Source organism: Microbulbifer flavimaris, from assembly GCF_001641755.2.
GTDB lineage: Bacteria > Pseudomonadota > Gammaproteobacteria > Pseudomonadales > Cellvibrionaceae > Microbulbifer > Microbulbifer flavimaris.
Map to the genome: position 1 here is coordinate 34,123 of NZ_LRFG02000006.1, position 25,805 is coordinate 59,927.

At 60.0% G+C, this 25,805-nt stretch carries 24 protein-coding genes and 1 tRNA gene; 17 read left to right on the plus strand and 8 right to left on the minus strand.

Features of this window, described 5'->3' with window-relative positions; translation table 11 throughout:
- Positions 1–6 precede the first annotated feature (6 nt).
- Positions 7–1,668 (plus strand): aminotransferase class V-fold PLP-dependent enzyme, encoded by a 1,662-nt coding sequence (locus tag AWR36_RS14455; protein ID WP_067086493.1) that lies wholly within the window; start codon positions 7–9, stop codon positions 1,666–1,668.
- A 66-nt stretch (positions 1,669–1,734) separates the two neighbouring features.
- Here the strand turns inward: AWR36_RS14455 and tcdA are convergent, their stop codons facing one another.
- The 4 genes from tcdA to AWR36_RS14475 all read right to left on the minus strand — a co-directional run bounded on the left by tcdA (position 1,735) and on the right by AWR36_RS14475 (position 4,049).
- Positions 1,735–2,532, minus strand: coding sequence for a tRNA cyclic N6-threonylcarbamoyladenosine(37) synthase TcdA (tcdA, locus tag AWR36_RS14460; RefSeq protein WP_067086496.1), 798 nt, complete (start codon positions 2,530–2,532; stop codon positions 1,735–1,737).
- Positions 2,519–2,968 carry a thiol-disulfide oxidoreductase DCC family protein gene (locus AWR36_RS14465; RefSeq protein WP_067086500.1) on the minus strand — a complete coding sequence of 150 codons (450 nt, stop codon included), beginning with the start codon at positions 2,966–2,968 and terminating at the stop codon, positions 2,519–2,521. The genes tcdA and AWR36_RS14465 overlap by 14 nt, the downstream gene beginning before the upstream one ends.
- Positions 2,969–3,100: 132 nt before the next feature.
- Positions 3,101–3,565, minus strand: coding sequence for an FKBP-type peptidyl-prolyl cis-trans isomerase (locus AWR36_RS14470; protein WP_067086504.1), 465 nt, complete (start codon positions 3,563–3,565; stop codon positions 3,101–3,103).
- Positions 3,566–3,689: 124 nt separating this feature from the next.
- Entirely contained in the window at positions 3,690–4,049 is a 360-nt protein-coding gene (locus AWR36_RS14475) for a hypothetical protein (protein ID WP_067086509.1), read from the minus strand.
- A 537-nt stretch (positions 4,050–4,586) separates the two neighbouring features.
- On the opposite strand from AWR36_RS14475, the gene AWR36_RS14480 reads away from it, so the two are divergent.
- From AWR36_RS14480 to AWR36_RS14500, 5 genes are all read left to right on the plus strand, one after another.
- Positions 4,587–5,009, plus strand: a complete 423-nt coding sequence (locus AWR36_RS14480) for an HIT family protein (protein ID WP_067086513.1) — start codon at positions 4,587–4,589, stop codon at positions 5,007–5,009.
- A 72-nt stretch (positions 5,010–5,081) separates the two neighbouring features.
- Positions 5,082–5,897 (plus strand): GIN domain-containing protein, encoded by an 816-nt coding sequence (locus tag AWR36_RS14485; RefSeq protein WP_067086516.1) that lies wholly within the window; start codon positions 5,082–5,084, stop codon positions 5,895–5,897.
- A 204-nt stretch (positions 5,898–6,101) separates the two neighbouring features.
- Positions 6,102–7,547 (plus strand): YcjX family protein, encoded by a 1,446-nt coding sequence (locus AWR36_RS14490; protein WP_067086519.1) that lies wholly within the window; start codon positions 6,102–6,104, stop codon positions 7,545–7,547.
- On the plus strand, positions 7,547–8,680 hold the full coding sequence (locus AWR36_RS14495; RefSeq protein ID WP_082679637.1) for a TIGR01620 family protein: 1,134 nt from the start codon (positions 7,547–7,549) through the stop codon (positions 8,678–8,680). The genes AWR36_RS14490 and AWR36_RS14495 overlap by 1 nt, the downstream gene beginning before the upstream one ends.
- 28 nt (positions 8,681–8,708) lie before the next feature.
- The gene (locus tag AWR36_RS14500; protein ID WP_067086522.1) at positions 8,709–9,245 is read left to right on the plus strand and encodes an SRPBCC family protein; all 537 of its coding nucleotides are present in this window, start codon (positions 8,709–8,711) and stop codon (positions 9,243–9,245) included.
- A gap of 48 nt (positions 9,246–9,293) precedes the next feature.
- Here AWR36_RS14500 and AWR36_RS14505 read toward each other — a convergent pair whose 3' ends face one another.
- A complete protein-coding gene (locus tag AWR36_RS14505; RefSeq protein WP_067086525.1) occupies positions 9,294–9,794 on the minus strand; it encodes a hypothetical protein in 501 nt (166 codons plus the stop codon).
- 244 nt (positions 9,795–10,038) lie between these two features.
- Here AWR36_RS14505 and gorA point away from each other — a divergent pair, with 244 nt between their 5' ends.
- Positions 10,039–11,394 (plus strand): glutathione-disulfide reductase, encoded by a 1,356-nt coding sequence (gene gorA, locus AWR36_RS14510; RefSeq protein ID WP_067086530.1) that lies wholly within the window; start codon positions 10,039–10,041, stop codon positions 11,392–11,394.
- A gap of 133 nt (positions 11,395–11,527) precedes the next feature.
- Here gorA and AWR36_RS14515 read toward each other — a convergent pair whose 3' ends face one another.
- On the minus strand, positions 11,528–11,878 hold the full coding sequence (locus AWR36_RS14515) for an HPF/RaiA family ribosome-associated protein (RefSeq protein ID WP_067086534.1): 351 nt from the start codon (positions 11,876–11,878) through the stop codon (positions 11,528–11,530).
- Positions 11,879–12,356: 478 nt separating this feature from the next.
- Here AWR36_RS14515 and AWR36_RS14520 point away from each other — a divergent pair, with 478 nt between their 5' ends.
- Entirely contained in the window at positions 12,357–13,370 is a 1,014-nt protein-coding gene (locus AWR36_RS14520; protein WP_067086538.1) for a hypothetical protein, read from the plus strand.
- 85 nt (positions 13,371–13,455) lie between these two features.
- Here AWR36_RS14520 and thpR read toward each other — a convergent pair whose 3' ends face one another.
- On the minus strand, positions 13,456–14,067 hold the full coding sequence (thpR, locus tag AWR36_RS14525) for an RNA 2',3'-cyclic phosphodiesterase (RefSeq protein WP_067086541.1): 612 nt from the start codon (positions 14,065–14,067) through the stop codon (positions 13,456–13,458).
- Positions 14,068–14,222: 155 nt separating this feature from the next.
- Between thpR and AWR36_RS14530 the strand changes: the two genes are divergently transcribed.
- Together AWR36_RS14530 and AWR36_RS14535 are read left to right on the plus strand one after the other, a co-directional pair.
- Entirely contained in the window at positions 14,223–14,714 is a 492-nt protein-coding gene (locus AWR36_RS14530) for an Hsp20 family protein (protein WP_067086544.1), read from the plus strand.
- Between the two features lie 7 nt (positions 14,715–14,721).
- Complete coding sequence (locus AWR36_RS14535) at positions 14,722–15,369, plus strand: class I SAM-dependent methyltransferase (protein WP_332835517.1); 648 nt, start codon at positions 14,722–14,724, stop codon at positions 15,367–15,369.
- Here the strand turns inward: AWR36_RS14535 and AWR36_RS14540 are convergent.
- Positions 15,349–16,335, minus strand: a complete 987-nt coding sequence (locus tag AWR36_RS14540; protein ID WP_067086769.1) for a GlxA family transcriptional regulator — start codon at positions 16,333–16,335, stop codon at positions 15,349–15,351. The two genes, AWR36_RS14535 and AWR36_RS14540, sit on opposite strands and share 21 nt — an antisense overlap.
- Positions 16,336–16,479: 144 nt before the next feature.
- Between AWR36_RS14540 and AWR36_RS14545 the strand changes: the two genes are divergently transcribed.
- From AWR36_RS14545 to clpP, 7 genes are all read left to right on the plus strand, one after another.
- Positions 16,480–18,336, plus strand: a complete 1,857-nt coding sequence (locus tag AWR36_RS14545; RefSeq protein WP_067086773.1) for a beta-ketoacyl synthase — start codon at positions 16,480–16,482, stop codon at positions 18,334–18,336.
- A 75-nt stretch (positions 18,337–18,411) separates the two neighbouring features.
- A complete protein-coding gene (locus tag AWR36_RS14550; protein ID WP_067086553.1) occupies positions 18,412–19,017 on the plus strand; it encodes a cupin domain-containing protein in 606 nt (201 codons plus the stop codon).
- A 433-nt stretch (positions 19,018–19,450) separates the two neighbouring features.
- Positions 19,451–21,598, plus strand: a complete 2,148-nt coding sequence (fadB, locus tag AWR36_RS14555) for a fatty acid oxidation complex subunit alpha FadB (protein ID WP_067086557.1) — start codon at positions 19,451–19,453, stop codon at positions 21,596–21,598.
- A gap of 165 nt (positions 21,599–21,763) precedes the next feature.
- Positions 21,764–22,939 (plus strand): acetyl-CoA C-acyltransferase FadA, encoded by a 1,176-nt coding sequence (gene fadA, locus AWR36_RS14560; RefSeq protein WP_067086560.1) that lies wholly within the window; start codon positions 21,764–21,766, stop codon positions 22,937–22,939.
- A 250-nt stretch (positions 22,940–23,189) separates the two neighbouring features.
- A tRNA-Leu gene (locus tag AWR36_RS14565) sits at positions 23,190–23,274 on the plus strand.
- Positions 23,275–23,502: 228 nt separating this feature from the next.
- Entirely contained in the window at positions 23,503–24,816 is a 1,314-nt protein-coding gene (tig, locus tag AWR36_RS14570; RefSeq protein ID WP_067086564.1) for a trigger factor, read from the plus strand.
- Between the two features lie 190 nt (positions 24,817–25,006).
- Positions 25,007–25,648, plus strand: coding sequence for an ATP-dependent Clp endopeptidase proteolytic subunit ClpP (clpP, locus tag AWR36_RS14575; protein WP_067086568.1), 642 nt, complete (start codon positions 25,007–25,009; stop codon positions 25,646–25,648).
- Positions 25,649–25,805 lie beyond the last annotated feature (157 nt).

The following is a 25,805-nucleotide window of genomic DNA, read 5'->3' on the forward strand; positions in this document are numbered from 1 at the left end:
TTCTCTATGAGTCGATCCACTTACTCCCCGGAAGAATTCCGCCGCTGCTTCCCCCTTTTCCAGCAGGCGGAAAACCGCGGTCTGGTGTACCTGGATAACGCCGCCACCACGCAGCGACCAGCTGCGGTCATCGATGCCATTGCCGACTTTTATCGTCGCAACAACGCCAACACCCATCGCTCCAGTCATCGTCTTGCACGACGGGCGACGGAAATGGTGGAGCAAACCCGGGCGCAGGCGGCAGCGTTTCTCAATGCGCATTCCAGCCGGGAGTTGGTTTTCTGTCGCGGAGCCACAGAAGCGCTCAACCTGCTTGCCAACAGCCTCTGCGTCGGCCTGCGCCCCGGTGACGAAATCGTGCTATCGACCATCGAGCACCATGCGAACCTTGTGCCGTGGCAGATGATGGCAGAGCGATACCGTCTCAAGCTGCGCTATGTGCCGCACACCGCCGGCGTGCCCCAGTTTGACCGGCTCGGCGAGGTCTTGAATGAGCGCACCCGCATCGTTTCGCTCACCGGAGGTTCCAATGCTCTGGGCCTGCGCCCGGATCTCTCTGCGGTGGCCGCGCAGCTTCGCGACAGGTCGCTTCACTGGATTGTGGACGGGTCCCAGCTCGCAGCGCACGAGGTGGTGGATGTGCAGGCGATCGGTTGCGATTTTTTCGTCTGCTCTGCGCACAAGTTTTACGGCCCCACAGGCGTGGGCCTGCTGTACGGTCGTGAGGCCTTGCTCGCTGAAATGCCACCCTGGCAGGGCGGTGGCGAGATGATCGCGGAGGTTGGGCTTTACCACAGCGAGTACGCGGACCTGCCGCACAAGTTCGAGGCCGGCACCTCACCCCTGGGAGCCCTGGCGGGGCTCAATGCGGCATTTGCCTTTTTACAGGGGCAGGACAGGAACGCGATGGCGGCCCATGAACAGGAGCTGGTGCAGAGACTGCACCGGGAGCTGACCCAGCTCCCGCATCTGCGCTTGCTGAGCCAGCCCCAGCACAATCTTGGCATTGTCGCTTTCGCACCGGTCGACGCGGCACCGGCGGATCTGGCGCACTGGCTCGATGGCCGGGATATTGCGGTAAGGGTGGGGCATCACTGCGCCCAGCCCCTGATCCAGGCCGCGGGCGAGGGCGCCACCGTGCGCGCATCGGTGGCCGGGTACACCACCTGGCAGGACTGTGAGGCGTTTCTGGATGCCGTGCGGGAATTCCAGCGCATCGATGCAAGCAAGCAACCAGTCGGTTCGGATTCAGGCGACTGGCAGGGTGATGACCTCTCCGCGTTGCGTGTGGAGCGGCTGGCTGCGCAGCGAGGCTGGCAGGACCGCTACCGGGAATTGATGCGCTGGAGCAAGTCGATCGCGCCGAAGGCCGCGATCCGGCAGCCGCAGAATCTGGTGCGGGGCTGTGAGTCGGAGGCCTGGTTGGTGCATCGGCGGGAGGACGGCAACCACTTCTTTGCCGTGGATAGTGACAGCCGGGTGGTCAAGGGGCTGGCGGCGCTGCTGCTGTCGCAGGTCGATGGTCGCAGCACTGCAGAGATCGCCAGTCTCGATCTCGAGGGGCTATTCGCCGATCTCGGCCTTCGCCAGCATTTGAGTCAGTCGCGCAGCAACGGCTTTTACGCATTGCTGGCCCAGGTGCTTCGTTTTGTAGAGACGGAACAGTGAGTACCAGCCAGCGGGAAAGGAAGGGGTTTTCCGCTTATTCCGCCGGCAGCCCTGTTGTTTTTCTCTTTACCTTTTCTGGAGCAGTCGCTCGATGCCGCGGCTTGCGGCGGCAAAGCCAAAGCTTCCGGTCACCATGGTCGCCGCGCCAAACCCTCCGCTGCAGTCCAGCTTGACGCCGTTCTGCATGGTCGATTTTTGTTGGCAGACCTGGCCGTCGGGCTGGGGATAGACCATGGGTTCGGTGGAATAAATGGCGTCGACGCCGAACTGGCGCTTGCGGGATTTCTGAAAGTTGTGGAACCGGTACAGGTGCTGGCGCACCTTCGCCAGCATCGGGTCATTGGTCGTCCGCCCCAGGTCCGCACTGGTGATCTGGCCCGGGTCTCTCTTGCCGCCAGCGGAACCGACCGTGATCAGGCGCATCTTGCGGGCTTTGCAGTAGGCCACCAGCGCCGCCTTGACGCGGGCGGCATCGATGGCATCGATGACGATATCGATGGGTCGTGCAGTGGGGTCCAGCAGTTCTGCCAGATTGTCCGAGCCGGCAAAATCCTCAATGGTCTCGATGTGGATCTCCGGGTTGATCTGACGCATGCGGTCGGCGGTCACATCGACCTTGATCTGGCCGATAGTGTTTTGCAGTGCGTGGCTCTGGCGGTTGGTATTGGTAATACAGACATCGTCCAGGTCGATCAGTGTGAGGTTGCCCACACCGGAGCGGGCGAGAGCCTCGGCAGTCCAGCTGCCAACGCCACCGATGCCGATGACTACGAAATGCGCCGCATTCAGTATTTCCAGTGCGGTTTCACCGTATAGCCGGGCGATACCGCCGAACCGTTGTCGATATTGCTCAGTCAGCTTCATTCTCATCAAGTTCTTCAAGAAATCTTGGCTTTTCTGCCGCTGTGGGGAGGCGGCATTCCTCCAGGCGTCCAAACAGCCGGTAGCGATTGCGCGCTACTTTGTCATACAGCCAGTCGCGGACGCTCCGGGGCACGATACGAAAGAGTGCCAGCGCACCCCATGGTGCAGGCAGTTGCCCGATCACCCTGAGGGCGGCAGTGCTCTTTTCGTGCACCCGCAGACGGCCAGCGTCGTCCTGCTCCAGATAGAGCACTGTGTCAAAGGTGTCCAGGGGGCGACCCAATTCCGCCAGTAGCTGCTGGCCGGCGGGGGATTGTACACGGCACAGGGTAAAGAGTGCGTGCCGGTCATGCTTGAGCACGAGGCGAGCCCAGCCATTGCACAGGTTACAGACGCTATCAAACAGGATGATTTTCCGGGGCCGGGAGCGAGGCATTCAGGATCCGTGGCGGTATGACCTGTGAATGGTAGCGATGCAACGCAGTGGCGGCAAAGTCAGGGACTATATGGGGAGGGGGATAGCGTGGGCAGGAAGGGGGTTGCGGCGGCCGTGGCCGCCGCTGGGAGATCAGTGCACGTGGCCGTGGTCGATCTCTTCCGGAGTGGCTTCACGTACAGCGACGACTTCAATTTCGAAGTGCAGCTCGACACCAGCCAGCGGGTGGTTGCCGTTGATGGTGACGTTGTCGCCGTCGATGTCGATGATTTCGACTTCGATCGGTTGGCCCTCAGTGCTCTGGGCGCGGAAAGCCATGCCCACTTTCAATTCCTCAACGCCGCCGAAAGCGCTGCGGGGCAGGGTCTGGATCAGCTCGGGGTTTTGCGGGCCGTAGGCCTCTTCCGGCTGGATCACAGCAGTAAACTTGTCGCCGGCGCTCTTGTCGAGCATCTCGCGCTCCAGTCCGGGGATGATGTTGCCGACACCCTGCAGGTACTTGAGCGGCTCTCCGCCGGAGGAGGAGTCGATGACAGTGCCTTCAGCATCTTTCAGGGTGTAGTGCATCTCCACTACGGAGTGGTTGGCAATCTTCATGGGGAAATCTCTGAGAATGAAGTGTGAATGGAGTAGCGCTTACCGAATGCAGGAAGGCAGACGGGGAATAAAGGCTGCGAAGCGCCATTGTATTGAGCGCTCCGCCATGTCGCAACCGCGCGGGTCAGCAGGCGATCGCCATCTCCGGATCACAGTCGCTGTAAAGGGTGCTGGCGCTTTCCACCAGGGCGCTGCTCAGTTGGCAGGAGAAACCCAGTTCGGTGAGGCGGGCCTCAAGGAACTCCAGCAGGGCTTCGAACAGTGTCGGATTGACGCCCCGGGCGAGAAAGCTGGCGCGGCTTGAGCGCACCGGTTCCGGCGTCTCGGACAGGGCGTGACTGAGAAACTGAGCCTGCCGGCTCTGCTGTTTGCGATGGTCGGCTGTATCCACATCGCAGAAGTGTTGGGCGACGGCGCCGTAAAATTCCGCCACCGTGTCGTTTACAAATCGGCTGCCGCCGACCTGGTCCAAAAGCGTAGCCATCTATTGAATCCCCCAGTAGGTTCGAGAGCGGATTCTTGTCGAAATCGTCCCAGCCATCTTTCCCTGTGGCCTCGCGATCCAACCCGCTGCTGATACGTAACCTGTCCCTGAATGCAATCGATTACCGCGAAATCATCAAATACCGCATCTGGCGCTTTGCTGCCGCCTGTGGGTCCCCTCCGCTATCCCTTCCGCTGTCACTTCCAGCTTCCGCTGCTCTGGGCCCGAGAGTGATCTGGCGACTGCGCTCTCTCGATTGGCAGGCAGACTAGGACAACCGCCGGTAGCTGCCAATGGCTTGTCAGAAAATTGTCACTTGCTTCCTCGGGTTGGCGCTCCACAGGGCGTGTCTGGACGGTCAGTGATCAGTTGCCGTGGCAATTTCCTCGCAGGCATGGAAAGTGCCGGTTAGCGGAGTCAAACAGCAGCTGCGTAAGCCGGGGAAGCTGGTAGACTCTGTGGTCTGATTAATACCGGTGCGCGGCTCTGGCAGCGCCGGGATCACTTTGCACACGGATTCGAGGAGAACCAATCACCATGGCGAGCGTGTTTACCCAGATCATGAATGGCGACCTGCCAGGACACTTTATCTGGCGGGATGACAAGGTGGTGGCGATCATGACCATTTCCCCCATCAAGCCCGGCCACTGTCTGGTGATCCCCGTGGAGGAGATCAATCACTGGGATGAGGTGCCTGAGGATCTGTCCGCGCACCTGATGCACGTCGCCCAGCGAGTGGCCAAAGGCCTGAAGACGGTGTACAACCCGAAGCGGGTGGGGGTGATGGTGGCTGGCCTGGAGGTGCCGCACACCCACATTCACCTGATTCCGGTCGAGGAGCTGAGTGATTTCGATTTCTCCAAGCAGCGGCCTGCCGAGGCCGAGGAGCTTGCCAGAGAGGCCGCCAGGGTCCGTGCGGCTCTGGTGGATGCGGGCTACCGCGAGGCCGATTGCGGCTGATTTTAAAGAATCCGGCTCCGCCTGCATCCAAATCGGCCACTGGCTGCGTCTTGTGTGTATCTAGGAACTGTAATGAGAGATAAACCCATGGCCCTTCTGACCCGTTTCAATGCCGCCCTGGCGGCCCTGACCCTAGTGCTGTGCGCCCTGGGGTCCTCCGCCCTGGCGCAGGACAAGATAGAGCAGGTGTTTGAGCTGTCCGGCTTTACCCGTATTGACCTGCAGGGGAGTTCTTCACTGGAGATCGTGCAGGGAGACAGCTTCTCTGTGGTCGCTTCTGGCGCCCCTGAAGCGGTGGCCCTGGCACGGGCGGAAGTGAGAGGCGACACCCTCAAGCTGTGGGTGGAGCCCACTCACAAGCGCTTTTTTGGCGTGGTCACGGTCAGCGACGGACAGTCGGTAGATTACCGGGTGTCGCTGCCGGAGATTGAGGCGGTCGAGGTTACCGGTTCCGGTGAGGCCACTGCGGAAACCCTGGAGAGTGAGAACCTGGTGCTGAAAGTCACCGGATCCGGTGATCTGGTGGTGAAAAAGGTCGCGGCGGAGTCCCTGGTTGCCGCGGTAACCGGTTCCGGTGACCTAGCCCTGGGCACGGTACTCGCCGTACGCTCGGAGGCCTCCATCCGTGGGTCCGGCGACCTGGCATTTGACAGTTTTGCCGGGGAGGACCTGGAGACCGACATCAAAGGTTCCGGCGACATGGTCATCAATGGTCGGGTGGGTACTGTTCGCATCAACATCATGGGCTCGGGAGACTTCGTCGGCCGCAACCTGCAGGCTGACCGGGCTGAGGGCGCAGTGATGGGTTCCGGTGATGTCGTTCTGCGTCGCCCCGGTTCCGACTCCTTTTCGGTGATGGGGTCCGGGGATATCGCGCTGGTGGATTGACCTGGACCTGGCGCGCTTCTGCGCCAGATGAGTGCGGCGGCCGTGTGGCCGCCGCACTGCGTTTCAAACGCTGCGGCCTGAGGCGTAAAGGGTGTGGGCAAGATGATTGTGGCGGGATGCTGGGATGCTGGGATGCCCCTTTAGCTGTTATTCTCAGTTCCTGCAGGCGGTGACAGGCACCGCCAGATCCAGATGGAATGGCCTATGGCAGAGAGTGCGCCGGGAGCCGGCAAGACCGGCTCCGACGGAGGAGGCAAACTCAAGGAAAAATGGCGGCGTTTACGTCGTGGTGCCCGGGAGAAATCCCACTGGGCCGCTGAGCGGTTACTGGACCGACGTGTCTGTATCGGCATCACCGGCCTCAGTGGGGCGGGCAAGTCCACTCTTCTCACCAGTCTTATCTACCAGCTGAGCCATCCGCAGAAAGCCCAGCTGCCGGGGTTCGGTCCGGCGCTGAACGGTGATCTGCTGGGAGCCGAACTGAAGCCTGCGCTGGATACCGACCTGCCAATGTTTGACTATCAGGAGTGTCTGCAGGCCCTCCTCGATCAGCCGCCTCGCTGGCCCCAGAGCACCCGGGATGTCTCCGCAATGGAGCTCCATATTCATTTGCGCACCCGCCGCTTCGGTCGCTCGGGTCGCCGGACCGTCGTAATAGAGTTGCGGGACTATCCCGGTGAATGGCTCATGGACCTGCCGCTACTGGGCATGAGCTATGCCGACTGGTGCCGTCACCAGCACCATATTATCGATGGTGATGCCCGGGCGGGGCTGGCGCCCCGGCTGATGTCCGAGTTGGCGGCATTGTCTCCGTCGGCCACGGCAGAACCCGAGCGGCTGGAATCCCTCTGGGGGGAGTACCGGGACTTTCTTGTCCAGTGCCGCTCGGACCGTCGGCTCAGCTACCTGCAGCCGGGGCGCGCATTGCTCGACCGGGAAAACTACCTTGTTCTGCCACTACTGGACTTGCGCGGTCATAGCAACGAAGCCCTGCAAGCGCTGCCGGAAGATAGCACTTACCAATACCTCTGCCGCCGTTACCGCCGCTATGTGGACGACCTGGTGGCACCCTTTGTCGAAAGTCATTTCCGTCACCTGGATCGCCAGCTCGTTTTGGTGGATATGATCGGCACACTCTACGCAGGAGAGCAGGCCCTCGACGATATGCGGCTGGCCTTCGGGCACATTGCCGATACCTTCCGTTACGGGGGATCGAACCTTCTGCGCAAGTTGTGGCGGCCGCGTATTGACCGCCTGATATTTGCCGCCACCAAGGTGGACCAGGTACTGGCAGCCGATCACGATGCGCTGCGCCAGCTGCTGGGTAGCCAGCTGCAGCAGGCCTTTACCGGTGCCCGCCATCAGGGGCTGCCTCTGTTCTGTGAGGCTATTTCCGCAGTGCGCTGCTCCAATGAGACCCTGCGCGATGGGCGGCGCATGTTAGTGGGGCATGGCCTTGATGGACGCTACCTGGGGTTTGAAAACGCCGAGATCTTTTCCCAGCTCCCGGGCGAGGGGGACGGCTGGCAGCATTACGATGGCGCCGCACCACCGCAATTGCGACCTCCCGCGGGTATGGCGGCCGGTGAATGCATTCCCCATATTCGCGTGGATGCGTTACTCAACCTCCTGCTCGGAGACAAAGTTTGATGAATAGCGAAAACCGGGCCGACCGTCGCCAGACCCGGATCGAGAGCCTCGATGAGCCCGAAGTGAAGCGCGGCGAGCGGGGTGCGACCCGGGTGGAAACACTGGCGGACGAACCCGAGAACCTTCCCCGCTCGATCACCACCGGGGAATCTCTGCCGGACCGGGTGGCGTTTTCTGAACTCCGTTTGCCTGCTTTCCGCCTGCGATTGTGGAAGCCGGCATTTTTTGCCGCCCTCGGCCTCGCCGGTGGCGCAGTGGCCTGGGAGCTTCACCAGTTTTTTACCTGGGCTATGGATCGACACTGGACCCTCGGGGTGTTGGCCGGCACCGTCATTGGTGCCCTGGTGATCACCATTGTCAGTGCCGTGTGGGAATACTTCCGGGCCGGACGCCCGCTGCGCAAGCTCGAGGACACTAGGCAGTTGGCCGAGGAATTGCGTGACTGCCGTTCGATGGAATCGGTGGCGCCGTTTCGACGGGAACTCGCCGAGCATTTCCAAGGCAAGCCCCAGGGCGCACTGCTCAGCCGTGTGCTGGATGAAGCCCCGGACTACTACGACGGCAGCGAATTGCTGAATCATGTCGAGCTCACTTTCCTCGAGGCTCTCGACCAGGAGGCTCTGCGCCGGGTCGTGCGGCAGGCCAGTGCCACCGGTGCGCTGGTGGGGCTCAGTCCGTTTGCCACCCTGGATATTCTGGTGGCCCTGAGGCAATCCATGCGCATGATTGATGATGTTGCGCAGATCTATGGCGTGCGTCCATCCGTTGTCGTGCGCTGGCGGCTGTTCAAAAAAGTCCTCACCCTTGTCGCCTACAGTGGCGCCAGTGAGTACGCGGTGAGCGAGCTCTGGCCAGAATTGGTTGGAGACAGCATGCTCAGCACTGTCTCGGCCAGACTCGGACAGGGGATGGGGGCCAGCCTGTTTATGGCCCGGATCGGGCTCGCCACGATGCATAGCTGTCGCCCGGTACCTTTTTCGGAGAAGCAGCGTCCCCGCCTGAGTGCCGTGACCAAACGGGTTGCCAGTAGCCTCAAGGAGCGGTTATTGGGGCGTGACCCGAATCGTGCTGCGGAATTGCGGATGGCGATGAAGCAGGGCGAGGAAATGGGTGCGAGCCAGGACAAGCGCTGAGCGTTTCAGCGCGACAAAGGAGATGGTTATGGGGTTCTCTCAAGGATGCCGCGCTCTCGCGACCGCCGGGGCGCTGGCGCTCACGTCCCCCGGCGAAGGCTATGCCGAGGTCATACAGCAGGCCGACTCCTCTTTCACTATCCGTTTTGAGGAGAGCGTGGCGGCGGATAATGCGGCAGTTTACCGGGCCCTGGGGCAGCTCCCCGAGTGGTGGAGTGCGGACCACACCTATTCGGGTGCGGCTGAGAACCTGAGCATGGAGTTACGGGCCGGGGGTTGCTTCTGCGAGCGCTGGGAGGATTCCTCGGTGGAGCACTTGCGGGTGATTTTTGCGCGCGAGGATCGGGAGGTGCGACTGGCCGGGGGCTTGGGGCCGCTGCAGAGCCTGCCGGTGAACGGCCTGATGCACTGGCGTATTACGCCGGCGGAATCCGGGGCTGTACTGACGTGGGAATATCAGGTCTGGGGGGCTCCGGGGCTCAATCTGGCACCGCTGGCTGGCCCCGTGGAGCAGGTTCTCGGTCAGCAGCTACAGGGTCTGAAAGCGTTCCTGGACAAACAGTGAGCGCCGGGGCGATACGGCGGGCCTGCGCCAGCCGTATCGGGGACCCACTCACTGAAACTGCTTTTTCATCAACATCCGGGTGTGGTGCTGATCCACCAGTTCCGCCAGCTCGACGTAACGCTCCTTGATGAATGGAGCCGGATTATTGGCCCCAGTGTCATCGGGATATTCCACTCCCTGACGTACGTGCTGCAACTCCCGCGAGAGGGCCTGGATAGCCGCAAAGATATCCCGGGTGAGCTTTTCGCTATAAAAGACCGTACTCTTGTTTGTGTCGAGCAGATAGTCGTTGCATTCATTCAACCATTCGATGCGCTGATCCAGGAAATGGATCGTGTTGCGAATGCCACCCCGGTACTCCGGGTTGAAATGCTCGTTTACATAGGTGCCGAGACTGCGCATCCCCGAGTCTACAAACTGCTCCACAAGGCCATCGCAATAGGCTGGCGTGAGGTAGGAGGGGTGAGTCTTGGCGTTGCTGTTACCGCAGATAAACAGCAGGCAGAGGAAACACAGGGCTCGCTGAAGAGGGAGAGAATGAGAGTTCATTGCTATGTGCCTATGTTTGTTGTTGTCGCTAGCAGGCAACTTTTTGTGATAAACATCACATGAATAACGAAACGCCAAAAGAGTGTCAATCGGGTTTTTGTGATGAAAGTCACATATGTGCCAATTGCCTGATATGGGTACTCTTTTTTTACGCTTTTTGATGAATTCTCGACTTTATGAGTGAGTTTTTTACACTGTCCATCAGCCCATCACGGGAATTGACCGAAGGATTTAGGAGTGAGCCTTGGCAGATTTTGAGTACGATTTATTTGTGATTGGCGCCGGTTCCGGCGGCGTGCGGGCTTCGCGGATGGCCGCTGCCTCGGGCATGCGGGTGGCAGTGGCCGAGGACCGCTATATGGGCGGTACCTGCGTCAACGTCGGCTGTGTGCCGAAGAAGCTTTTCGTCTATGCCAGTGGCTACGGTGAGACATTCGAAGATGCCAGGGCCTATGGCTGGCAGAATGAGGGCGCGACCTTTGACTGGCCCACTCTGAGAGACAACAACGCTGCTGAAATCACGCGGCTCAATGGTATTTACCGCAACTTGCTGGCGAATGCTGGTGTCACTGTCTTCGATGGCCGGGCGCGAATCGAAGATCGCCACACTGTCGTGATCGGCGATCTGCGAATTACCACCGAGCGGATACTGGTCGCAACCGGAAGCTGGCCCTTTATACCGGATATTCCCGGCCGCGAGCATGTCCTGAGTTCCAACGAGATCTTCTCCATTGATGATTTCCCGAGTCGGGTGCTCGTGGTTGGCGGGGGCTACATTGCGGTAGAGTTTGCCGGTATTTTTGCTGGGCTGGGGGCAGAAACCCATCTCTCTTATCGGCGCGATCTTTTCCTGCGTGGCTTCGACCGTGACATCCGCACCTTTGTGCGGGATGAAATGGGCAAGAAGGGAGTCCACCTGCATTTCAATCAGCAGGTTGAGGCCATTGAGAAGCAGGATGACGGCTCCCTGCTGGTCCACTCCGCGGAGGGATCACCGTTGGCGGTGGATGCGGTGCTGTACGCGACCGGGCGTGTCGCCAATACCCGCGGCCTGGGGCTGGAACACCTGGGTGTCGTCATGCACCGGGATGGCACTATCTCTGTCGATGATAATTTCCGCACCAACGTTCACTCGATCTATGCCCTCGGGGATGTGACGGGCGAGCCCCAGCTGACACCAGTGGCGCTCGCGGAGGCAATGGCCCTTGTGAAGCACTGGCAGACAGGGGAGACGGCCGAGATCGATTACAACAACATCCCCACAGCGGTTTTCTGCCAGCCGAATATCGGCACCGTGGGGCTCTCGGAAGAAGAGGCGCGGGATTCGGGTGTCCCCGTGACGATATACAAATCCGAGTTTCGTCCCATGCGCAACACAGTGAGCGGTCGCGAGGAGCGCACCCTGATGAAGCTGGTGGTGGATACGCGCAGCGACAAGGTGATCGGTGCACATATGGTGGGCTCGGAGGCCGGCGAGATCATCCAGGGCATTGCAATTGCGATCAAGGCAGGTGCCACCAAGGAGACTTTTGATCAGACCATCGGTATCCACCCGACAGCTGCAGAGGAGTTTGTCACAATGCGTACTCCCGCCAGTTAGGCAAAACACTAGCTGCCCAAAAAACAGAAGAGGGCGATGCAGTTGCATCGCCCTCGCTGGTATTTGTTGGGCATTATCTGCTCACCACGTGAACGGCAACCCGGCGTTGCACAATGATCGAGCAGCTTGGAATTTATTCGGTTTCGGGGACAGCCACGCTCTGGTAGCGCATCGCCTTGCGGCGATCGCCGCGCTCTTTCAGGCAGCGCTCGGCGGAGGCAAAGGCGGCATTGACCGCGCGATGAATGGACTCATCCTCGTTGCTGATGGTCAGGGGACTGCCGCTAAGCGCCAGCTCTACAGAGGCCTTGAACTGTTTGCCTTTGTGTTTGTGTTGGTGCGGGGCCTCGAGAACCACCCGACTACTGATGATGTCGCCACAATAACGTTCCAGCTTGTCGAGTTTTTTTGAGACGGTATCAGCCAGGGCAGCTGATTTGTCGATGTCGCGGAACACGATGTTATCGTAAGGCGCAGATTTCATGGGCATTACCTCCGGTTAATAGAAACCTTGCAGGCCGCTATCGCGGTTTGCTGTAAAAGGTAGGGCGCCCTTTAGGGAAGATGCCAACTGCTTGTAAAGCCCGGAACACTGAGGTCGCAACGAATACTGGCTGACTGAACAGCAATGGGTGTTTTACGCCCGGTCCGGTCTTCTACCGAGTTCGGCAGATCTATCCCTGTTACCCATAATGCTTTCGCGCAAGAAAAAATCAAGCGTTGCGATCGCAAAAATGTCACAATTTTTTCGGTCGATTGACTGCAGCCCGCGACCGCGGACCAACTGGCGACTATGGGCACATAAATCTGTGAACTTCGTTGTCCTTTTGGGTCATTGCCCGCCTGTCGGTGTCTGCGTAAAATCGCATGCACAATACGGATGAGGCCATCAGCGCTTAAAAAACAGGCTGGGCACTTCTGTTCTATGGAACTCAATGAATCCAGGTAATAGGTTCTTTCATATGGCGGTATCGCGGTACTGCTCGCTGATTCTGGCGGGCCTTTTGGTGGCGGGAGCGCAGTCGGTAGTGGGGCAATCCCAGGCTTCACTGACGGCGGAGAAAAACAGGCTGGCCCGCATGGAGCAGTCTCAGGAGAACCGTCAGGTTGAAATCGAGGACATCGAGAACGAACTCCTGTCTTACGATTACAAGCTGGAGCGTGCCCAGGAATCCCTGGAGAAGGCCCGTCGCAAGTACGAGGTCAGTCGACGCGAACTTCAGCAGGCCAAGCGCGATCATCAGCTCAATACGAGTAGCGATACCGAGCGCCAGCTGCGCAAAGCCGAGCACGGCTTCGCCATGGCTGAACGGGGGGTAGACAGTCGCACTCGTCGAGTGGAGTTTATCCAGTCCAATTACGATGAACTCAATGGCCAGCTGCAGGAGATTCGCGAGGCCATTACTGCCAGCAATCGTCTCATCGAGCAGCAGAAAGAGAAAATCGAAAACCTGGTCGCCGCTCTGCTGGCGAAGGCGGAGAAAGAGCGGCGTGAGGCCGCAGTGGCCAGGGCAGCACCGCCTGTCAGCAAACCAGAGGTCCCGGCCCCCTCGGTGGCCCAAGCCGGCGCAGGTGAGGCGGGTGTCGACAGTGAGAGCGAGGCGCTGGCCGAGCCGAAGCGAGAGGTGGATCCTGAGCTTCTCGACTATGTCCGCCGGGAGCGGCAGCGACTGCAGAAACTGCTGGCGGATGGCGACGAGGGCAAGCATACCTTCCGCTATCTGGAGCTGGAGCCCACTCGCGGTGAGTCCGTGCCGTTTGAATTCCTGGGCCATAACCAGTACCGCCTGGTGGCGCCGGTGGAGGCCGGTCGTCAGACCTACGAGATCAATACCTGGAAGTTCCGTCGCACGATCCCGGCAGATGATGCCGGCGTGCCCTATGTCTTTATCTTCGATGCGCGGCGCCTGTCCCGGCCGCGCCTGGTCATGTACCCACAGTACGCCCTGGAGGCGCTGGAGAGCACCGAGCCCTGATTACCAATATTCTCGTGGTCAGGTGCAATCAAGGCCCGCTCCGGCGGGCTTTTTTGTGTGCGGCTTTTGGGGTGGAGTTGGCTGGCTAGGGTGTGTTGGTGTTGTGATCCGATGCAGTGCCTGACAGCTCGGCCTCGAGCAGGGGGTGGTACTGGCTGCCGCCCGGCGCCAGGCGGCTCTCGTAGAGCGCGATGTTGTTCAGTTCCACGACCCGGTCGAGCACCAGCGGCTCGAATCGCGAGAAGCCCCGGCGGTTTCGCCCCAGGGTAAAGTGCGGGCGATAGGCTGCGCCTTCCGGCTCCAGGCCGAGGCGGAACATCAGCTCCCGACACAGCTGGTGCAGTCGGTCCAGCTGGGGATTCGGAAGCAGTTCCGCGGCCAGCAATTTTGATCGGCTGCGGGGGAAGGGCTGAAGAGCGACAGCCCGAGCCTGGCAGGGGCGGGCCCGGTCTGCGATCTCCAGGATTCCGGCCTCGATGGCTGGCACCAGCTGGAGCGGGGTTTCGCCGAGGAACGCCAGGGTCAAATGTCGGTTGGCCTCACTGGTCCAGCGCACCCCGCGCTCGGCGCTCTGTCCCAGCTGCTGTCGGCAGTGGCTGACAAGGCTGTCAAGAAAGACCTGGGTGTCGGCAGTGGGGCGGATACCGATAAACAGTCGCGGCCCCGCATCTGCTTCACCCTGCCAGTGCTTCGCCATATGTAATCCTTTTTCTTTCCCCAAGGCCCTTGAAAACCTCCCCGCGACCCCTATCTAGATTGTACGGGAGGCAGGCTCTGAAGAGGTGCCTCCCCATCGGGCCCGGTCTTCGGACGGGCAAATTATGAATATTGCTCTGAATTGAGGATATGACAATGCGTAACTTTGATTTTTCTCCCCTGTACCGTTCCGCCATCGGCTTTGACCGTATGGCCAGCTTGCTGGATACCATGACCAGCAGTGAACAGAATCAACCGGCGTATCCGCCCTACAATATTGAGCTGACCGGTGAGGACAGCTACCGCATCACCATGGCAGTGGCAGGGTTCGAACAGTCTGAACTCGATATTCAGGTTGAGCAAAACCGCTTGACCGTCGCGGGTAAAAAGCCTGAGGAAACCGAGCAGCGCAATTTCCTCCACCGTGGAATTGCTGCCCGCAATTTCGAGCGGCGTTTCCAGCTGGCAGATCACGTAAAAGTAACGGATGCCCAGCTCGCGAACGGCCTGCTACACATTGAGCTGGTCCGCGAAATCCCGGAAGCGATGAAGCCGCGCAAAATCGAAATCAGCGAGGGCAACCTGCTGCAACACGGTAAGTCGGAGGAGGCAAAATCCGCGGCTGGTTCCGAATCTGAAGCAGCCTGATTTGTCTGTGCTCTGTCCGCTGTGCCGCCACCCGGCGGCACAGCCCTATCACCACGACCAATCCCGTGATTATCTCCAGTGCGCTCACTGCGCGCTGGTTTTCGTTCCTGCACAGTTTCACCTCTCTGCCGAGCAGGAGCGGGCTTTTTACGACCTGCACGAGAACGATCTTGCCGATAGTGGTTATCGCCGCTTCCTGAATCGCTGTGCCGAGCCGCTGTTGCAACGGCTGCCAGCGGTCTCCGAGGGGCTCGACTTTGGCTGTGGCCCCGCGCCACTTCTGGCGCAGATGCTGGAAGATGCTGGCCACAGGGTGTGGCTTTACGACCCATTTTACGCGGCAGAAAAATCGGCCCTGCGGCGCGACTACGACTTTATCGTGACAACGGAAGTGGTGGAGCACCTGGCCGCGCCAGGAGTTGAGCTGGAGGCTCTCTGGGCGTTACTGCGTCCGGGCGGGCTGCTGGCGGTGATGACCAAGCGGGTGATGTCTCCGGAGCGCTTTGCCGGCTGGCACTATATTCGCGATCCCACGCATATCTGCTTTTTCAGTGATGATACTTTTCGCTGGCTCGCGAAACACCTCGGGGCCAGGCTGGAACTGGCCGGGCCCGATTTGGTATTTCTGCAAAAGTCAGGTGTTGACGCGAAATAACTTGGCGCGCACGGTCGTGCGATACTCGCTAGGCGTTGTTGAGAGAAACTTTTTAAACAGGGCTGTGAAGTGGCCCATATCCTGGTAACCCACCTTTTCAGCAATCTCGTTCACGGACAGGTTACTGGACTGCAACAGCTCCCGCGCCATATCCACTCGCACATTCTGCAGGTACTGCAGGGGTGTCTGGCCGGTGGCCAGCTTGAAGCGCCGATTGAACGAGCGCACGCTCATCTCAAATTGTTTGGCCACTTCGCTCAGGCGCACTTCCTCGGCACAGTGCTCCCGCAGCCAAGTCTGTGCCTCGACGATTTCTTCGTCGGGGTGCAGGTGCACGGCGCCCTCTGAATAGGCGATTTCCTCGAAGGGACGGCGGATTTCGTGGGAAAAGTTACGCTCGACAAGGCTGGCCACTGAGGCGCCGTAGAGCTGGCGGATCAGGTAAACAGTGACGTCTGCCAGTGAATTGACGCTGGCGGCACAGAACAGCTTGTCCGCCTGGGTGATAAAGTACTGCCGCTTCAGCTTCACCTGGGGATAGTCGCGACTGAATCGCTCGAAATAGTGCCAGTGGGTGGTGGCAGGCTTGCCGTCCAGCAGGCCGGCCTCCGCCAGAAAGCAGACGCCGGTCCCCACGGCGCTGATGGCCGCTCCCTTTTCCGCCTGCTGCCGCAGCCATTGCAGCAGTGCACCGCTCTTCCGCAGGGCGGGGCGCGGGTTTCGCCATAAAGCGGGCAGGTAGATGATGTCGCTGTCCGGTGCCTCGCTGAGGGGCACGTCCGGCTGCAGGGGAAAGCCGGAGCGGGTCGAAACGGCCTTGCCATCCAGGCTCGCGGTCACGAGCCGCAGGGGCTCTTTTTGTCCCTCTACCCGCGCGCGGCTCTCGGCGCCGCGCAGCATCTCCAGGGGAAGCACAGTGCCCGTGGTCAGCATCTCGTCGATCAGGAAAAAGGTGACTGTGCGCATGACTTCTCCACACCTCGGGGCCCGAATGGCCAGAAAATCAATTTTGCTGGCCAGTATGTCCATAACCCGGCCGAATCGCCACCCCCTAAACTGACTTCTGCTCAAATTTGGTCGATTTTTTATCAGCTTATGCTGGAGGACAGGATGCAGCGCCTTCCCGTTATCACCGCTTTTGGCGGCTTCAATCCCGCCGGACGCAGCTCTTTTCACCGCGGATACAAGCGCCTGGTGCTGGACAAGCTCGGCAGTGCGGAGCGGGGCGATGTCCTGGCGGATCTGGCATCCCTCATGGGGCTGCGCGGCGCTGCCGAAGTGGATGCGCCAATGGATGAAGCGATGGAGCGCAAGGTGCTGGACTCCACTCTGGTGCGGGAGCTCGAAAAGCGTTTCTACGATTACCGCAAATGTCACTTCCACCAGCCCGCTGATCTGAGCAATACCGGCGGCATGACCTTTGAAATGGCCGTGCGTCAGCTGCCCGATCCTCTGCCCGAGGGTTGGGATGTGGAGTCGCTGGGAGAAGGGCGTGTGCGGGTGCGTTGCACCGAGCTGTCGGTGATGCTCGATAGTTATCGGGAGATTGCCGTCGCGTCCGCCGCCCAGCTGCCCACCGGATTTGAGCCCGGTGATCATTACAACTCCCGCTTCCATCCCCGCGGCCTGCAGCTGGCCATTCTCGGCGCCTCGGACGCAGTGCAGTCACTGGGGCTGGATTGGGATGCGGTCGTCTCGGCCGCGGGGCCGGACAATATTTCTGTTTACGCCAGTTCGGCCATGAGCCAGCTCGACCCCTATGGCAACGGTGGCTTACTGCAGTCGCGCTTGCGGGGAAACCGGGTCAGCTCCAAGCAGCTCGCCCTGGGCCTGACCAGCATGCCGGCGGACTTCGTCAACGCCTATGTGCTCGGCAGTGTGGGCACTACCGGTGCAGTGGCGGGTGCCTGCGCCACCTATCTGTATAACCTGCGCGCGGCGGTCGAGGATATCCGCTGCGGCCGCGCTCGGGTTGCGGTCGTGGGCGCAGCCGAGGCCCCGCTCGTTCCCGAAGTGGTGGACGGCTACACCACGATGGGTGCGCTGGCCAACATTGACGGGCTGCGCAAACTGTTCCCGGGAGAAATTGACTTCCGGCGGGCCAGTCGGCCCTTTGGGGAAAACTGCGGATTTACCCTCGGTGAGGGTACCCAGTGGGCGATCCTGATGGACGATGCGCTGGCGCTGGAGCTGGGTGCCAGCATTCACGGCGCTGTTGCCAATGTTTTCGTGAATGCGGACGGCACCAAGAAATCAATTTCCGCACCGGGTCCGGGCAATTACCTTACGGTTGCCCGGGCGATGTCGGAGACCCGGGCGATCCTGGGTGAAGAGAGCCTGCGCCAGAGAAGTTTTGTGCAGGCGCACGGGTCCAGTACACCACAGAACCGGGTGACAGAATCCGCGATTTTCGATCGGCTAGCCGGTGCCTTCGGCATCGAAAACTGGCCGATTTGTGCGGTGAAGGCATATCTGGGCCACACCGTAGCTGCGGCCAGTGGCGATCAGCTGATCACCAGCCTGGGAATTTTCGATCGCGGTATTCTGCCGGGCATTACCACCGTTGATCGCATTGCTGAGGATGTGCGTCACGAGTACCTGGATATTGCCCTGGAGCATCGCGAGCGGGATCCGGAATCCCTGGATGTAGCATTCCTCAATTCCAAGGGCTTTGGTGGCAACAACGCCACCGCCAGCGTGTTCTCCCCTCATGTCGTGCGCCGCATGCTGGCCAAGCGTCACGGTGAGCGCGCTCTGAGTGCCCATGCTTCGCTGAACGAAAAAGTTCGCGAGCGTGCCCTCGGCTACGATGCCCAGGTCAAGCGCGGTGACCTAAATGCCATCTACCGCTTCGGCGAGGGCCTGGTCAACGAGGAAGAGATTGAGCTGTCGGATCAGCAGGTAGCGCTGCCCGGATACCCCCAGGTAAATCTGCCCTCGGACAACCCCTTCGACGATATGGTCTGATCGCAGCGCCCGGGCACGTTCCCTGGCCCGGGCGCTTCGCGTAGACTGTACGCTTCTCAGGATTGGGGAGGCACAATGGCAGGCAAGGATTCGGTGCCGCGGCCACCAGAGCAAAACTCCGACGACCGGAAGGTTGGCAACGACGTCGGCGAGCGGCTCAGAGCTTTGCGCAAATGGCATGGCTGGTCCCAGCGTCAGCTCGCCCAGCGGGCGGATGTCACCCATGCCACTATCTCCCTGATCGAGCAGGGGCGAGTCAGCCCCTCCGTCGGTTCGCTGAAAAAAGTGCTCGACGGCATCCCCATGTCTCTCGCCGAATTCTTCAACCTGAAATTCGATACCAGTCCGCAGGTGTTCTTCCGCGCAGATGAGCTGCCCGAGGCGGGCTGTGGCAATGTTGAATGTCGGCTACTGGGCGCACCGGAAGCCAGCCAGGGGTTGTCGATTCGGTACACGGTATATCCCCCCGGAGAATGCAGCGGTCCCGAGCTCCAGTCCGGTGACGGGGAGGAGGGCGGCATCATAGTCTCCGGCCACCTGGAGGTCACAGTTGGTGGTGAAGTGTCGCTTCTTGGCCCCGGGGACGCTTATTTTTTCAGCAGTCGTCGGCCCCACCGTTTCCGCAATCCCGGAGAGGTGGACTGCGTGCTCGTGAGCGCCAGTGCGCCAGTGACGGTTTGATCGTTGGCCTACCTCCGGGCAATTAAGGCAATGGGCGCGCCAGGCCTGTGATGCCTGCTGCCGTCAGCGTATAGACTGTTGCGGTCGCGTGCCCCTTCCTATCCCATTGCGATCAATAATTGAGCGCTGGTGCGCGCGCCGCCATCCGATTTGTAAGAAATGGTATTCAAACAGACGTTTGAATCTGGCTATACTAGGGAATTGCTGACCGCCTGAGGTGGTTTCGTCACCCCGAAACCGGGTGGTGGGGCCCGGCGGGCCGAAGCGGTTTATTCGCCGGGAGCGAATGGGGCCGGTGATGCCGGCCAGAAGCAGCACCACCAGGCGGGGCCTGCCAAGGCAGCATCCGCATCTTCGCCGGGATCAGGTGAGGTCAGTGGTGAAAACAACTCCGACCCCGGGCATTTCTGCCCAGAGAAAAAGAGGTCATTCAATGTTATTTAGTGGCAAAGCGCTAACGGTGCAGATGCTGGACAACGGCATCGCCGAACTCAATTTCGACCTGAAGGATGAGTCCGTTAACAAGTTTAACCGACTTACCGTTTCCGAATTTTCCGAGGCGCTGGATGCGATCGAGGCCGCGGACGGTGTCAAGGGTGTGCTGCTCACCAGTGGCAAGGACGTCTTCATTGTCGGCGCCGACATCACCGAATTCGGCGACGCTTTCTCCGCCGGTGCCGAGGGTGTGGCGGACCTGATGAACAAAAACAACGAAAATATCAATCGCCTCGAGGACCTTCCTGTCCCCAGTGTCGTCGCCATCAATGGTTATGCACTCGGCGGTGGCTTTGAAGTCTGCCTCGGTTGTGATTACCGGGTGATGGGCGAAAAGGCCAAGGTCGGTCTGCCGGAAGTGAAGCTCGGCCTGATTCCGGGTTGGGGCGGCACCGTGCGACTGCCGCGCATCGTTGGTGTTGATGTGGCGGCGGAGTGGATCGCCGCGGGCAAAGAGCAGAAAGCTGACAGCGCCCTCACCAATCACGCCGTGGACGCGGTTGTACCCAATGACAACCTGAAGGATGCGGCACTGAGCCTGCTGCAGCGCGCCATCGACGGCGAGCTGGATTACAAGGCACGTCGCGACATCAAGAAGTCCCCGATTCCGCTCAACGATACCGAAGCGCTGATGGCCTTCTTTACCACCAAGGCGTTTGTCGGTGCACAGGCGGGTAAACACTACCCATCACCGATTGCCGCTGTTACCTCCATGGAGCAAGGGTATAAGGTCGGGCGCGATGAGGCGCTGAAAATCGAACAGCAGCAGTTTATCGAGTGCGCGCAGACTGACACAGCCAAGTCACTGGTTGGCCTGTTCCTGAACGACCAGAAGATTGGCAAGGTAGCCAAGTCCTGGGAAAAGAAAGCGGACAAGAAGATCGAGCGAGCCGCGGTGCTTGGTGCCGGCATTATGGGTGGCGGTATCGCCTACCAGTCGGCCTATAAGGGCACGCCGATCAAGATGAAGGATATCGACCAGAAGGGCATCGACCTGGGCCTGAAGGAAGCGAACAAGCTGCTGGCCAAACTGGTGAATCGTGGCCGTATGACGCCGGAGAAAATGGGGGAAACCCTGAACCGGATCGATCCGACGCTGAGCTATGAAGGTTTCGGTGATATCGACGTCGTCGTCGAAGCCGTGGTCGAGAACAAGAAGGTCAAGCACTCTGTGCTGACCGAAGTGGAAGACAAGGTGAGCGAGGATACGATAATCGCCTCCAACACCTCGACCATTTCCATTGACACCCTGGCGGAGCCACTCAAGCGCCCGGAAAACTTCCTCGGCATGCACTTCTTCAACCCGGTGCACAAGATGCCGCTGGTGGAGGTGATTCGAGGCGAGAAGACTTCCGATAACGCGGTAGCCCGTGTAGTCGCTTACGCAAACAAAATGGGCAAGAAGCCCATCGTCGTGCGCGACTGCCCCGGGTTCCTGGTGAACCGTGTATTGTTCCCGTATTTCGCCGGCTTTTCCATGCTGGTCCGCGACGGTGCGGACTTCCAGGAAGTGGACAAGGTCATGGAGCGCTGGGGCTGGCCAATGGGTCCGGCTTACCTGATGGATGTGGTCGGTATCGATACCGGTGTGCACGCTGAGAAAGTGATGGCCGAAGGTTTCCCGGAGCGAATGGGTAAATCCTTCAAGGCGGCTTCCGATGTGATGTACGAGGCAGAGCGCTACGGCCAGAAAAACGGCAAGGGCTTCTACAACTACGAGGAAGACAAGAAGGGGCGGCCGAAAAAAGCTGCCACTGAGGAAGCTTACGAGCTGCTCAAGCCTCACGTGGCCGAGCGCCGCGAGTTTGAGAAGGACGAGATTATCGAGCGCATGATGGTGCCGATGGCGACCGAGCTGGCCCGCTGCCTTGAAGAGGGGATCGTCGACTCGCCGGCTGAGGCGGACATGGCTCTGGTCTACGGTATCGGCTTCCCGCCGTTCCGCGGCGGTATCTTCGCCTGGCTGGACAAGGTCGGTATGGACCAGTTTGTGAAGATGGCAGACAAGTACGCGGAACTGGGTGAGCTGTACAAGCCCACCGAGCAGATGCGCAAGATGGCTGCCGAGGGCAAAACCTACTATTAACCGAGTCCTCGCCTCCGACCGGCCCGCTGGTGGGTCACCGGGGGCGAAAATATGCGGGGAGGGCGGTGCCTGACCCGCTCCCGCGGCTGCGGCCGCGCTGACACATTCTGTGTCGGGCCAGCCTGATAAGCAGAGGGCTGGCGGCGACTATCAAGGAGAATTTCGATGAGTTTGAATCCCAGAGACGCCGTAATTGTCGACTACGCCCGCACGGCCATGGGGCGCTCCAAAAATGGTGTTTACCGCCACGTGCGCGCTGATGACATGTCGGCAGAGCTGCTGAAAAAATTCCTTCAGCGCAACGATAAGCTTGATCCGGCCGAGATCGACGACCTGATTTGGGGCTGTGTGATGCAGCGTGATGAGCAAGGCTTCAATGTGGCTCGCTTTATCGTGTTGCGCGCAGGCCTGCCCCACACCATTCCCGCCCAGACCGTGAACCGCCTGTGCGGCTCCTCCATGTCCTCCCTGCACACTGCAGCGGCGAATATTCGTGCCGGTGTCGGTGATGTGTACGTGGTGGGTGGCGTTGAGCACATGGGCCATCTCAACATGATGGAGCATGTGAGCCCCAACCCGATGCTGGGTCGCCATATGGCCAAGGCTGCGGGTTCCATGGGTATGACTGCTGAATACCTCGCGATGATGCACGGTATCCAGCGCCAGCAAATGGATGAGTTCGGTGCTCGCTCGCACCAGCATGCGGCCGCAGCGACCAAGGAGGGCAAGTTCAACAAGGAAATCATCGCCATCGAGGGGCACGACGACAAGGGTGTGCCTTTCCTGGTTGAGACTGACCAGACCATCCGTCCCGACACCACTGTCGAGGGCCTGGCGCAGTTGAAGCCGGCTTTCGATCCGAAGCATGGCCAGGTGACAGCTGGTACTTCCTCCCAGATTACCGATGGCGCCTCTGTGATGCTGGTAATGTCAGCAGAGCGGGCCAAGGCCCTGGGCCTGGAGCCGATTGCCAAGGTGCGTGAGATGGCATTGGCGGGCGTGGATCCGTCGATCATGGGATACGGCCCGGTGCCCTCTACCCAGAAGGCGCTCAAGAATGCGGGTCTCACCATCGAAGATATCGATAAGGTTGAGCTCAATGAGGCCTTTGCTGCACAGGCCCTGCCGGTGCTCAAGGACCTGAACCTGCTGGATGCCATGGACCAGAAGGTGAACCTGTACGGCGGCGCCATTGCGCTTGGCCATCCGTTCGGCTGCTCCGGCGTGCGCATCACCGGCACCCTGTTGTCGGTGATGCAGAACGAGGGCGGGGACCTGGGTGTGTCCACGATGTGCATCGGCCTGGGCCAGGGCATTACCACCATCGTCGAGCGCGTCTGACCGGTCTGACCGGGGCGGGAAGCTTCCCCGGTCGGATTCGGGCACGACCAATATTGGAGAGGACACCTGCGGGTGTCCTCTTTGCTTTAGGCCGGCGCGCCGACGCACCCCGCTCCAGGCACCGAGTACCCGGCAACTTGTTGAAGCACCCCGGCGGCTGTGGCACAATCTGCTGCCCTCGTCGCCGGGACCGGGTGTTTTTGCATTAAAGTGCATAAATATCAAGGAGTTAGCGTCGGGGTACAGGTTCGGGGACGTGGTGGAATTGGTAGACACGCCAGATTTAGGTTCTGGTGCCGCAAGGTGTGGGAGTTCAAGTCTCCCCGTCCCCACCAAATTAAGGAATTGAGCAGCCCGTAAAACCCGCCGCAATCGGTGAGGTACGGGCTGTTTGTATTTGGTGTCAGCCGGTTTGTTTGCGAATGGTTGGAGCTGCCCCGTACCGGGTGTGGTTCTTCCCCGCAACGGGCGACCGGATACAGGCGTTGGCGCTCCGGCGCAGTCAGAGCGGCGCGGCAGATAGCGCCGCGGCGTGAATAAGAGAAAGTCTCACGAGGATTAACATGCAGGTTTCCATCGAAACAACTTCCGGCCTGGAGCGTCGCCTAACGGTTAACTTGCCGGCGGAGGTCGTCGATCAAGAAGTAGACAAGCGTCTCCAGCAGGCGGCCAAGAACGTTCGCCTGAACGGTTTCCGTAAGGGCAAGGTCCCGATGAAGGTTGTTCGCCAGCGTTTCGGCGCCGGTGTTCGCCAGGAAGTCCTGGGTGAGGTGATGAGCCGCTCCTTCTACGAAGCCGTGCAGAAAGAGCAGGTGAAGCCAGCTGGCCAGCCGAGCATCGAGGCCAAAGAAACCGCTCCGGGTAAGAACCTGGAGTACGTTGCCACTTTCGAGGTCTACCCGGAAGTTGAGCTGAGCGATCTCGCTGAGATCGAAGTCGAGCGCCCGGTGGCAGAAGTGACTGATAAAGACGTCGACAACATGATCGATGTGCTGCGCAAGCAGCAGTCCACCTGGAAAGACACCAAGCGCAAGGCGCAGAAAGGTGACCGCGTTACCATCGACTTCGTCGGCCGTGTCGACGGCGAGGAGTTCGAGGGCGGCAAGGCCGAGGACCAGCAGCTGGTACTGGGTTCCGGCCAGATGATCCCGGGCTTCGAAGACGGCATTCTGGGTATGAAGCCGGGTGAGGAGCAGGACATTCAGGTGACTTTCCCTGAGGATTACCAGGCAGAAAACCTGAAGGGCAAAGAAGCGACTTTTACCATCAAGGTGAAATCCTCCGAAAAGCCCGAGCTGCCGGCCCTGGACGAAGAGTTCTTCAAAGCCTATGGCGTTGAAGAGGGCGGTGAAGAGAAGTTCCGCGAAGAAGTGCGGAACAACATGGGGCGCGAGCTGAAGAATGCCGCTCTGAACAAGGTCAAGACCCAGGTCATGGACCAGCTGTTCGAGAAGCATGAGGTTGAGATTCCCGCTGCGCTGGTCGCCGGTGAGGTCAGCACCCTCCGCGGCCAGATGGTTCAGCAGTTCGGTGGCCAGATCAAACCGGAAGACGCCGAGAAAATGCTGCCTGACGCAATGTTCGAAGACCAGGCCAAGCGCCGGGTCGTACTCGGTCTGGTGGTTGGCGAAATCGTCAAGCAAAACAAACTCGACGTCGACGCTGACCGCGTCAAGGCCAAGGTTGAGGAGCTGGCTTCCACCTACCAGCAGCCGGAAGAGGTTGTAGAGTACTACTACAGTAACCGTGAGCTGCTCTCAGGTGTTGAGTCCGTCGTTCTGGAAGACCAGGTTGTCGACTTTGTTCTCGACAGTGCCAAGGTCAAGGAAGTTGAGAGCTCCTACGACGATGTGATCAAGCCGCAGCAGCAAGGCTGACGCTCTGAAAATCGGCGGCTGCACCCCGCAGTCGCCGATCCCTTTCCCTCCTTCCTGTACCGGCTGGCTTTCTCGCCTTCGACCGGTTAAGCTCAGAAAGTCCCAAATTTCAGTCCCGATCTGCTCGATCCGGGCGCCTCGCCTGGTACGCCACAACCTGATACGCCACAAAAAGGAATCTACGGTATTTATGGCACGTTTTGATAATTCCCTGCACTCGATCGATCCGCAAGCCACCGGCCTGGTGCCAATGGTGGTAGAACAGACTGCGCGCGGTGAGCGCTCATTCGATATTTACTCGCGCCTGCTCAAGGAGCGCGTAATTTTTCTGGTTGGGCCGGTAGAGGATCACATGGCCAACCTGGTGGTTGCCCAATTGCTGTTCCTCGAAGCAGAGAATCCTGACAAGGACATTCACCTGTATATCAACTCTCCGGGTGGTTCGGTGACCGCAGGGATGTCCATCTACGACACCATGCAGTTCATCAAACCGAACGTCAGCACCATGTGTATTGGCCAGGCCGCCAGCATGGGGGCCTTCCTGTTGGCCGCCGGTGCCGAGGGCAAGCGTTACGCAACCCCGAACTCCCGGGTCATGATCCATCAGCCCAGCGGTGGCGCCCAGGGCCAGGCCAGCGACATCCATATTCACGCTCAGGAGATCCTCAAGATCCGCAAGCGCCTGAACGAGTTGATGGCCCATCACACCGGTCGCGATATCAGTGATATCGAGCGGGACACCGAGCGTGATCACTTTTTGAATGCCGATGAGGCGAAAGAGTATGGTCTGGTGGATGACGTGCTTTCCCGTCGTCAGGTACTAGACCGATAGAGAATATGAGACCGATTGACCGGTCAGGCCCGTCATTGAGGATGACTTTCCTCGGTTTTGGCGTACACGTTGCGGCCCGGGCAAATGGCCGCAACAAAGGGCTTGAAAAAGCCGCCAAAAGGCAGCATCTTGCTAGAGAAGACTAAAGGGCAGCCGG

Bases quoted from the DNA above. Each gene is read 5' to 3' on its own strand.
- AWR36_RS14455 (WP_067086493.1), top strand. From the start codon at position 7: ATGAGTCGATCCACTTACTCCCCGGAAGAATTCCGCCGCTGCTTCCCC.
- tcdA (WP_067086496.1), bottom strand. From the start codon at position 2,532: ATGAAGCTGACTGAGCAATATCGACAACGGTTCGGCGGTATCGCCCGG.
- AWR36_RS14465 (WP_067086500.1), bottom strand. From the start codon at position 2,968: ATGCCTCGCTCCCGGCCCCGGAAAATCATCCTGTTTGATAGCGTCTGT.
- AWR36_RS14470 (WP_067086504.1), bottom strand. From the start codon at position 3,565: ATGAAGATTGCCAACCACTCCGTAGTGGAGATGCACTACACCCTGAAA.
- AWR36_RS14475 (WP_067086509.1), bottom strand. From the start codon at position 4,049: ATGGCTACGCTTTTGGACCAGGTCGGCGGCAGCCGATTTGTAAACGAC.
- AWR36_RS14480 (WP_067086513.1), top strand. From the start codon at position 4,587: ATGGCGAGCGTGTTTACCCAGATCATGAATGGCGACCTGCCAGGACAC.
- AWR36_RS14485 (WP_067086516.1), top strand. From the start codon at position 5,082: ATGAGAGATAAACCCATGGCCCTTCTGACCCGTTTCAATGCCGCCCTG.
- AWR36_RS14490 (WP_067086519.1), top strand. From the start codon at position 6,102: ATGGCAGAGAGTGCGCCGGGAGCCGGCAAGACCGGCTCCGACGGAGGA.
- AWR36_RS14495 (WP_082679637.1), top strand. From the start codon at position 7,547: ATGAATAGCGAAAACCGGGCCGACCGTCGCCAGACCCGGATCGAGAGC.
- AWR36_RS14500 (WP_067086522.1), top strand. From the start codon at position 8,709: ATGGGGTTCTCTCAAGGATGCCGCGCTCTCGCGACCGCCGGGGCGCTG.
- AWR36_RS14505 (WP_067086525.1), bottom strand. From the start codon at position 9,794: ATGAACTCTCATTCTCTCCCTCTTCAGCGAGCCCTGTGTTTCCTCTGC.
- AWR36_RS14515 (WP_067086534.1), bottom strand. From the start codon at position 11,878: ATGAAATCTGCGCCTTACGATAACATCGTGTTCCGCGACATCGACAAA.
- AWR36_RS14520 (WP_067086538.1), top strand. From the start codon at position 12,357: ATGGCGGTATCGCGGTACTGCTCGCTGATTCTGGCGGGCCTTTTGGTG.
- thpR (WP_067086541.1), bottom strand. From the start codon at position 14,067: ATGGCGAAGCACTGGCAGGGTGAAGCAGATGCGGGGCCGCGACTGTTT.
- AWR36_RS14530 (WP_067086544.1), top strand. From the start codon at position 14,223: ATGCGTAACTTTGATTTTTCTCCCCTGTACCGTTCCGCCATCGGCTTT.
- AWR36_RS14540 (WP_067086769.1), bottom strand. From the start codon at position 16,335: ATGCGCACAGTCACCTTTTTCCTGATCGACGAGATGCTGACCACGGGC.
- AWR36_RS14545 (WP_067086773.1), top strand. From the start codon at position 16,480: ATGCAGCGCCTTCCCGTTATCACCGCTTTTGGCGGCTTCAATCCCGCC.
- AWR36_RS14550 (WP_067086553.1), top strand. From the start codon at position 18,412: ATGGCAGGCAAGGATTCGGTGCCGCGGCCACCAGAGCAAAACTCCGAC.
- fadB (WP_067086557.1), top strand. From the start codon at position 19,451: ATGTTATTTAGTGGCAAAGCGCTAACGGTGCAGATGCTGGACAACGGC.
- fadA (WP_067086560.1), top strand. From the start codon at position 21,764: ATGAGTTTGAATCCCAGAGACGCCGTAATTGTCGACTACGCCCGCACG.
- tig (WP_067086564.1), top strand. From the start codon at position 23,503: ATGCAGGTTTCCATCGAAACAACTTCCGGCCTGGAGCGTCGCCTAACG.
- clpP (WP_067086568.1), top strand. From the start codon at position 25,007: ATGGCACGTTTTGATAATTCCCTGCACTCGATCGATCCGCAAGCCACC.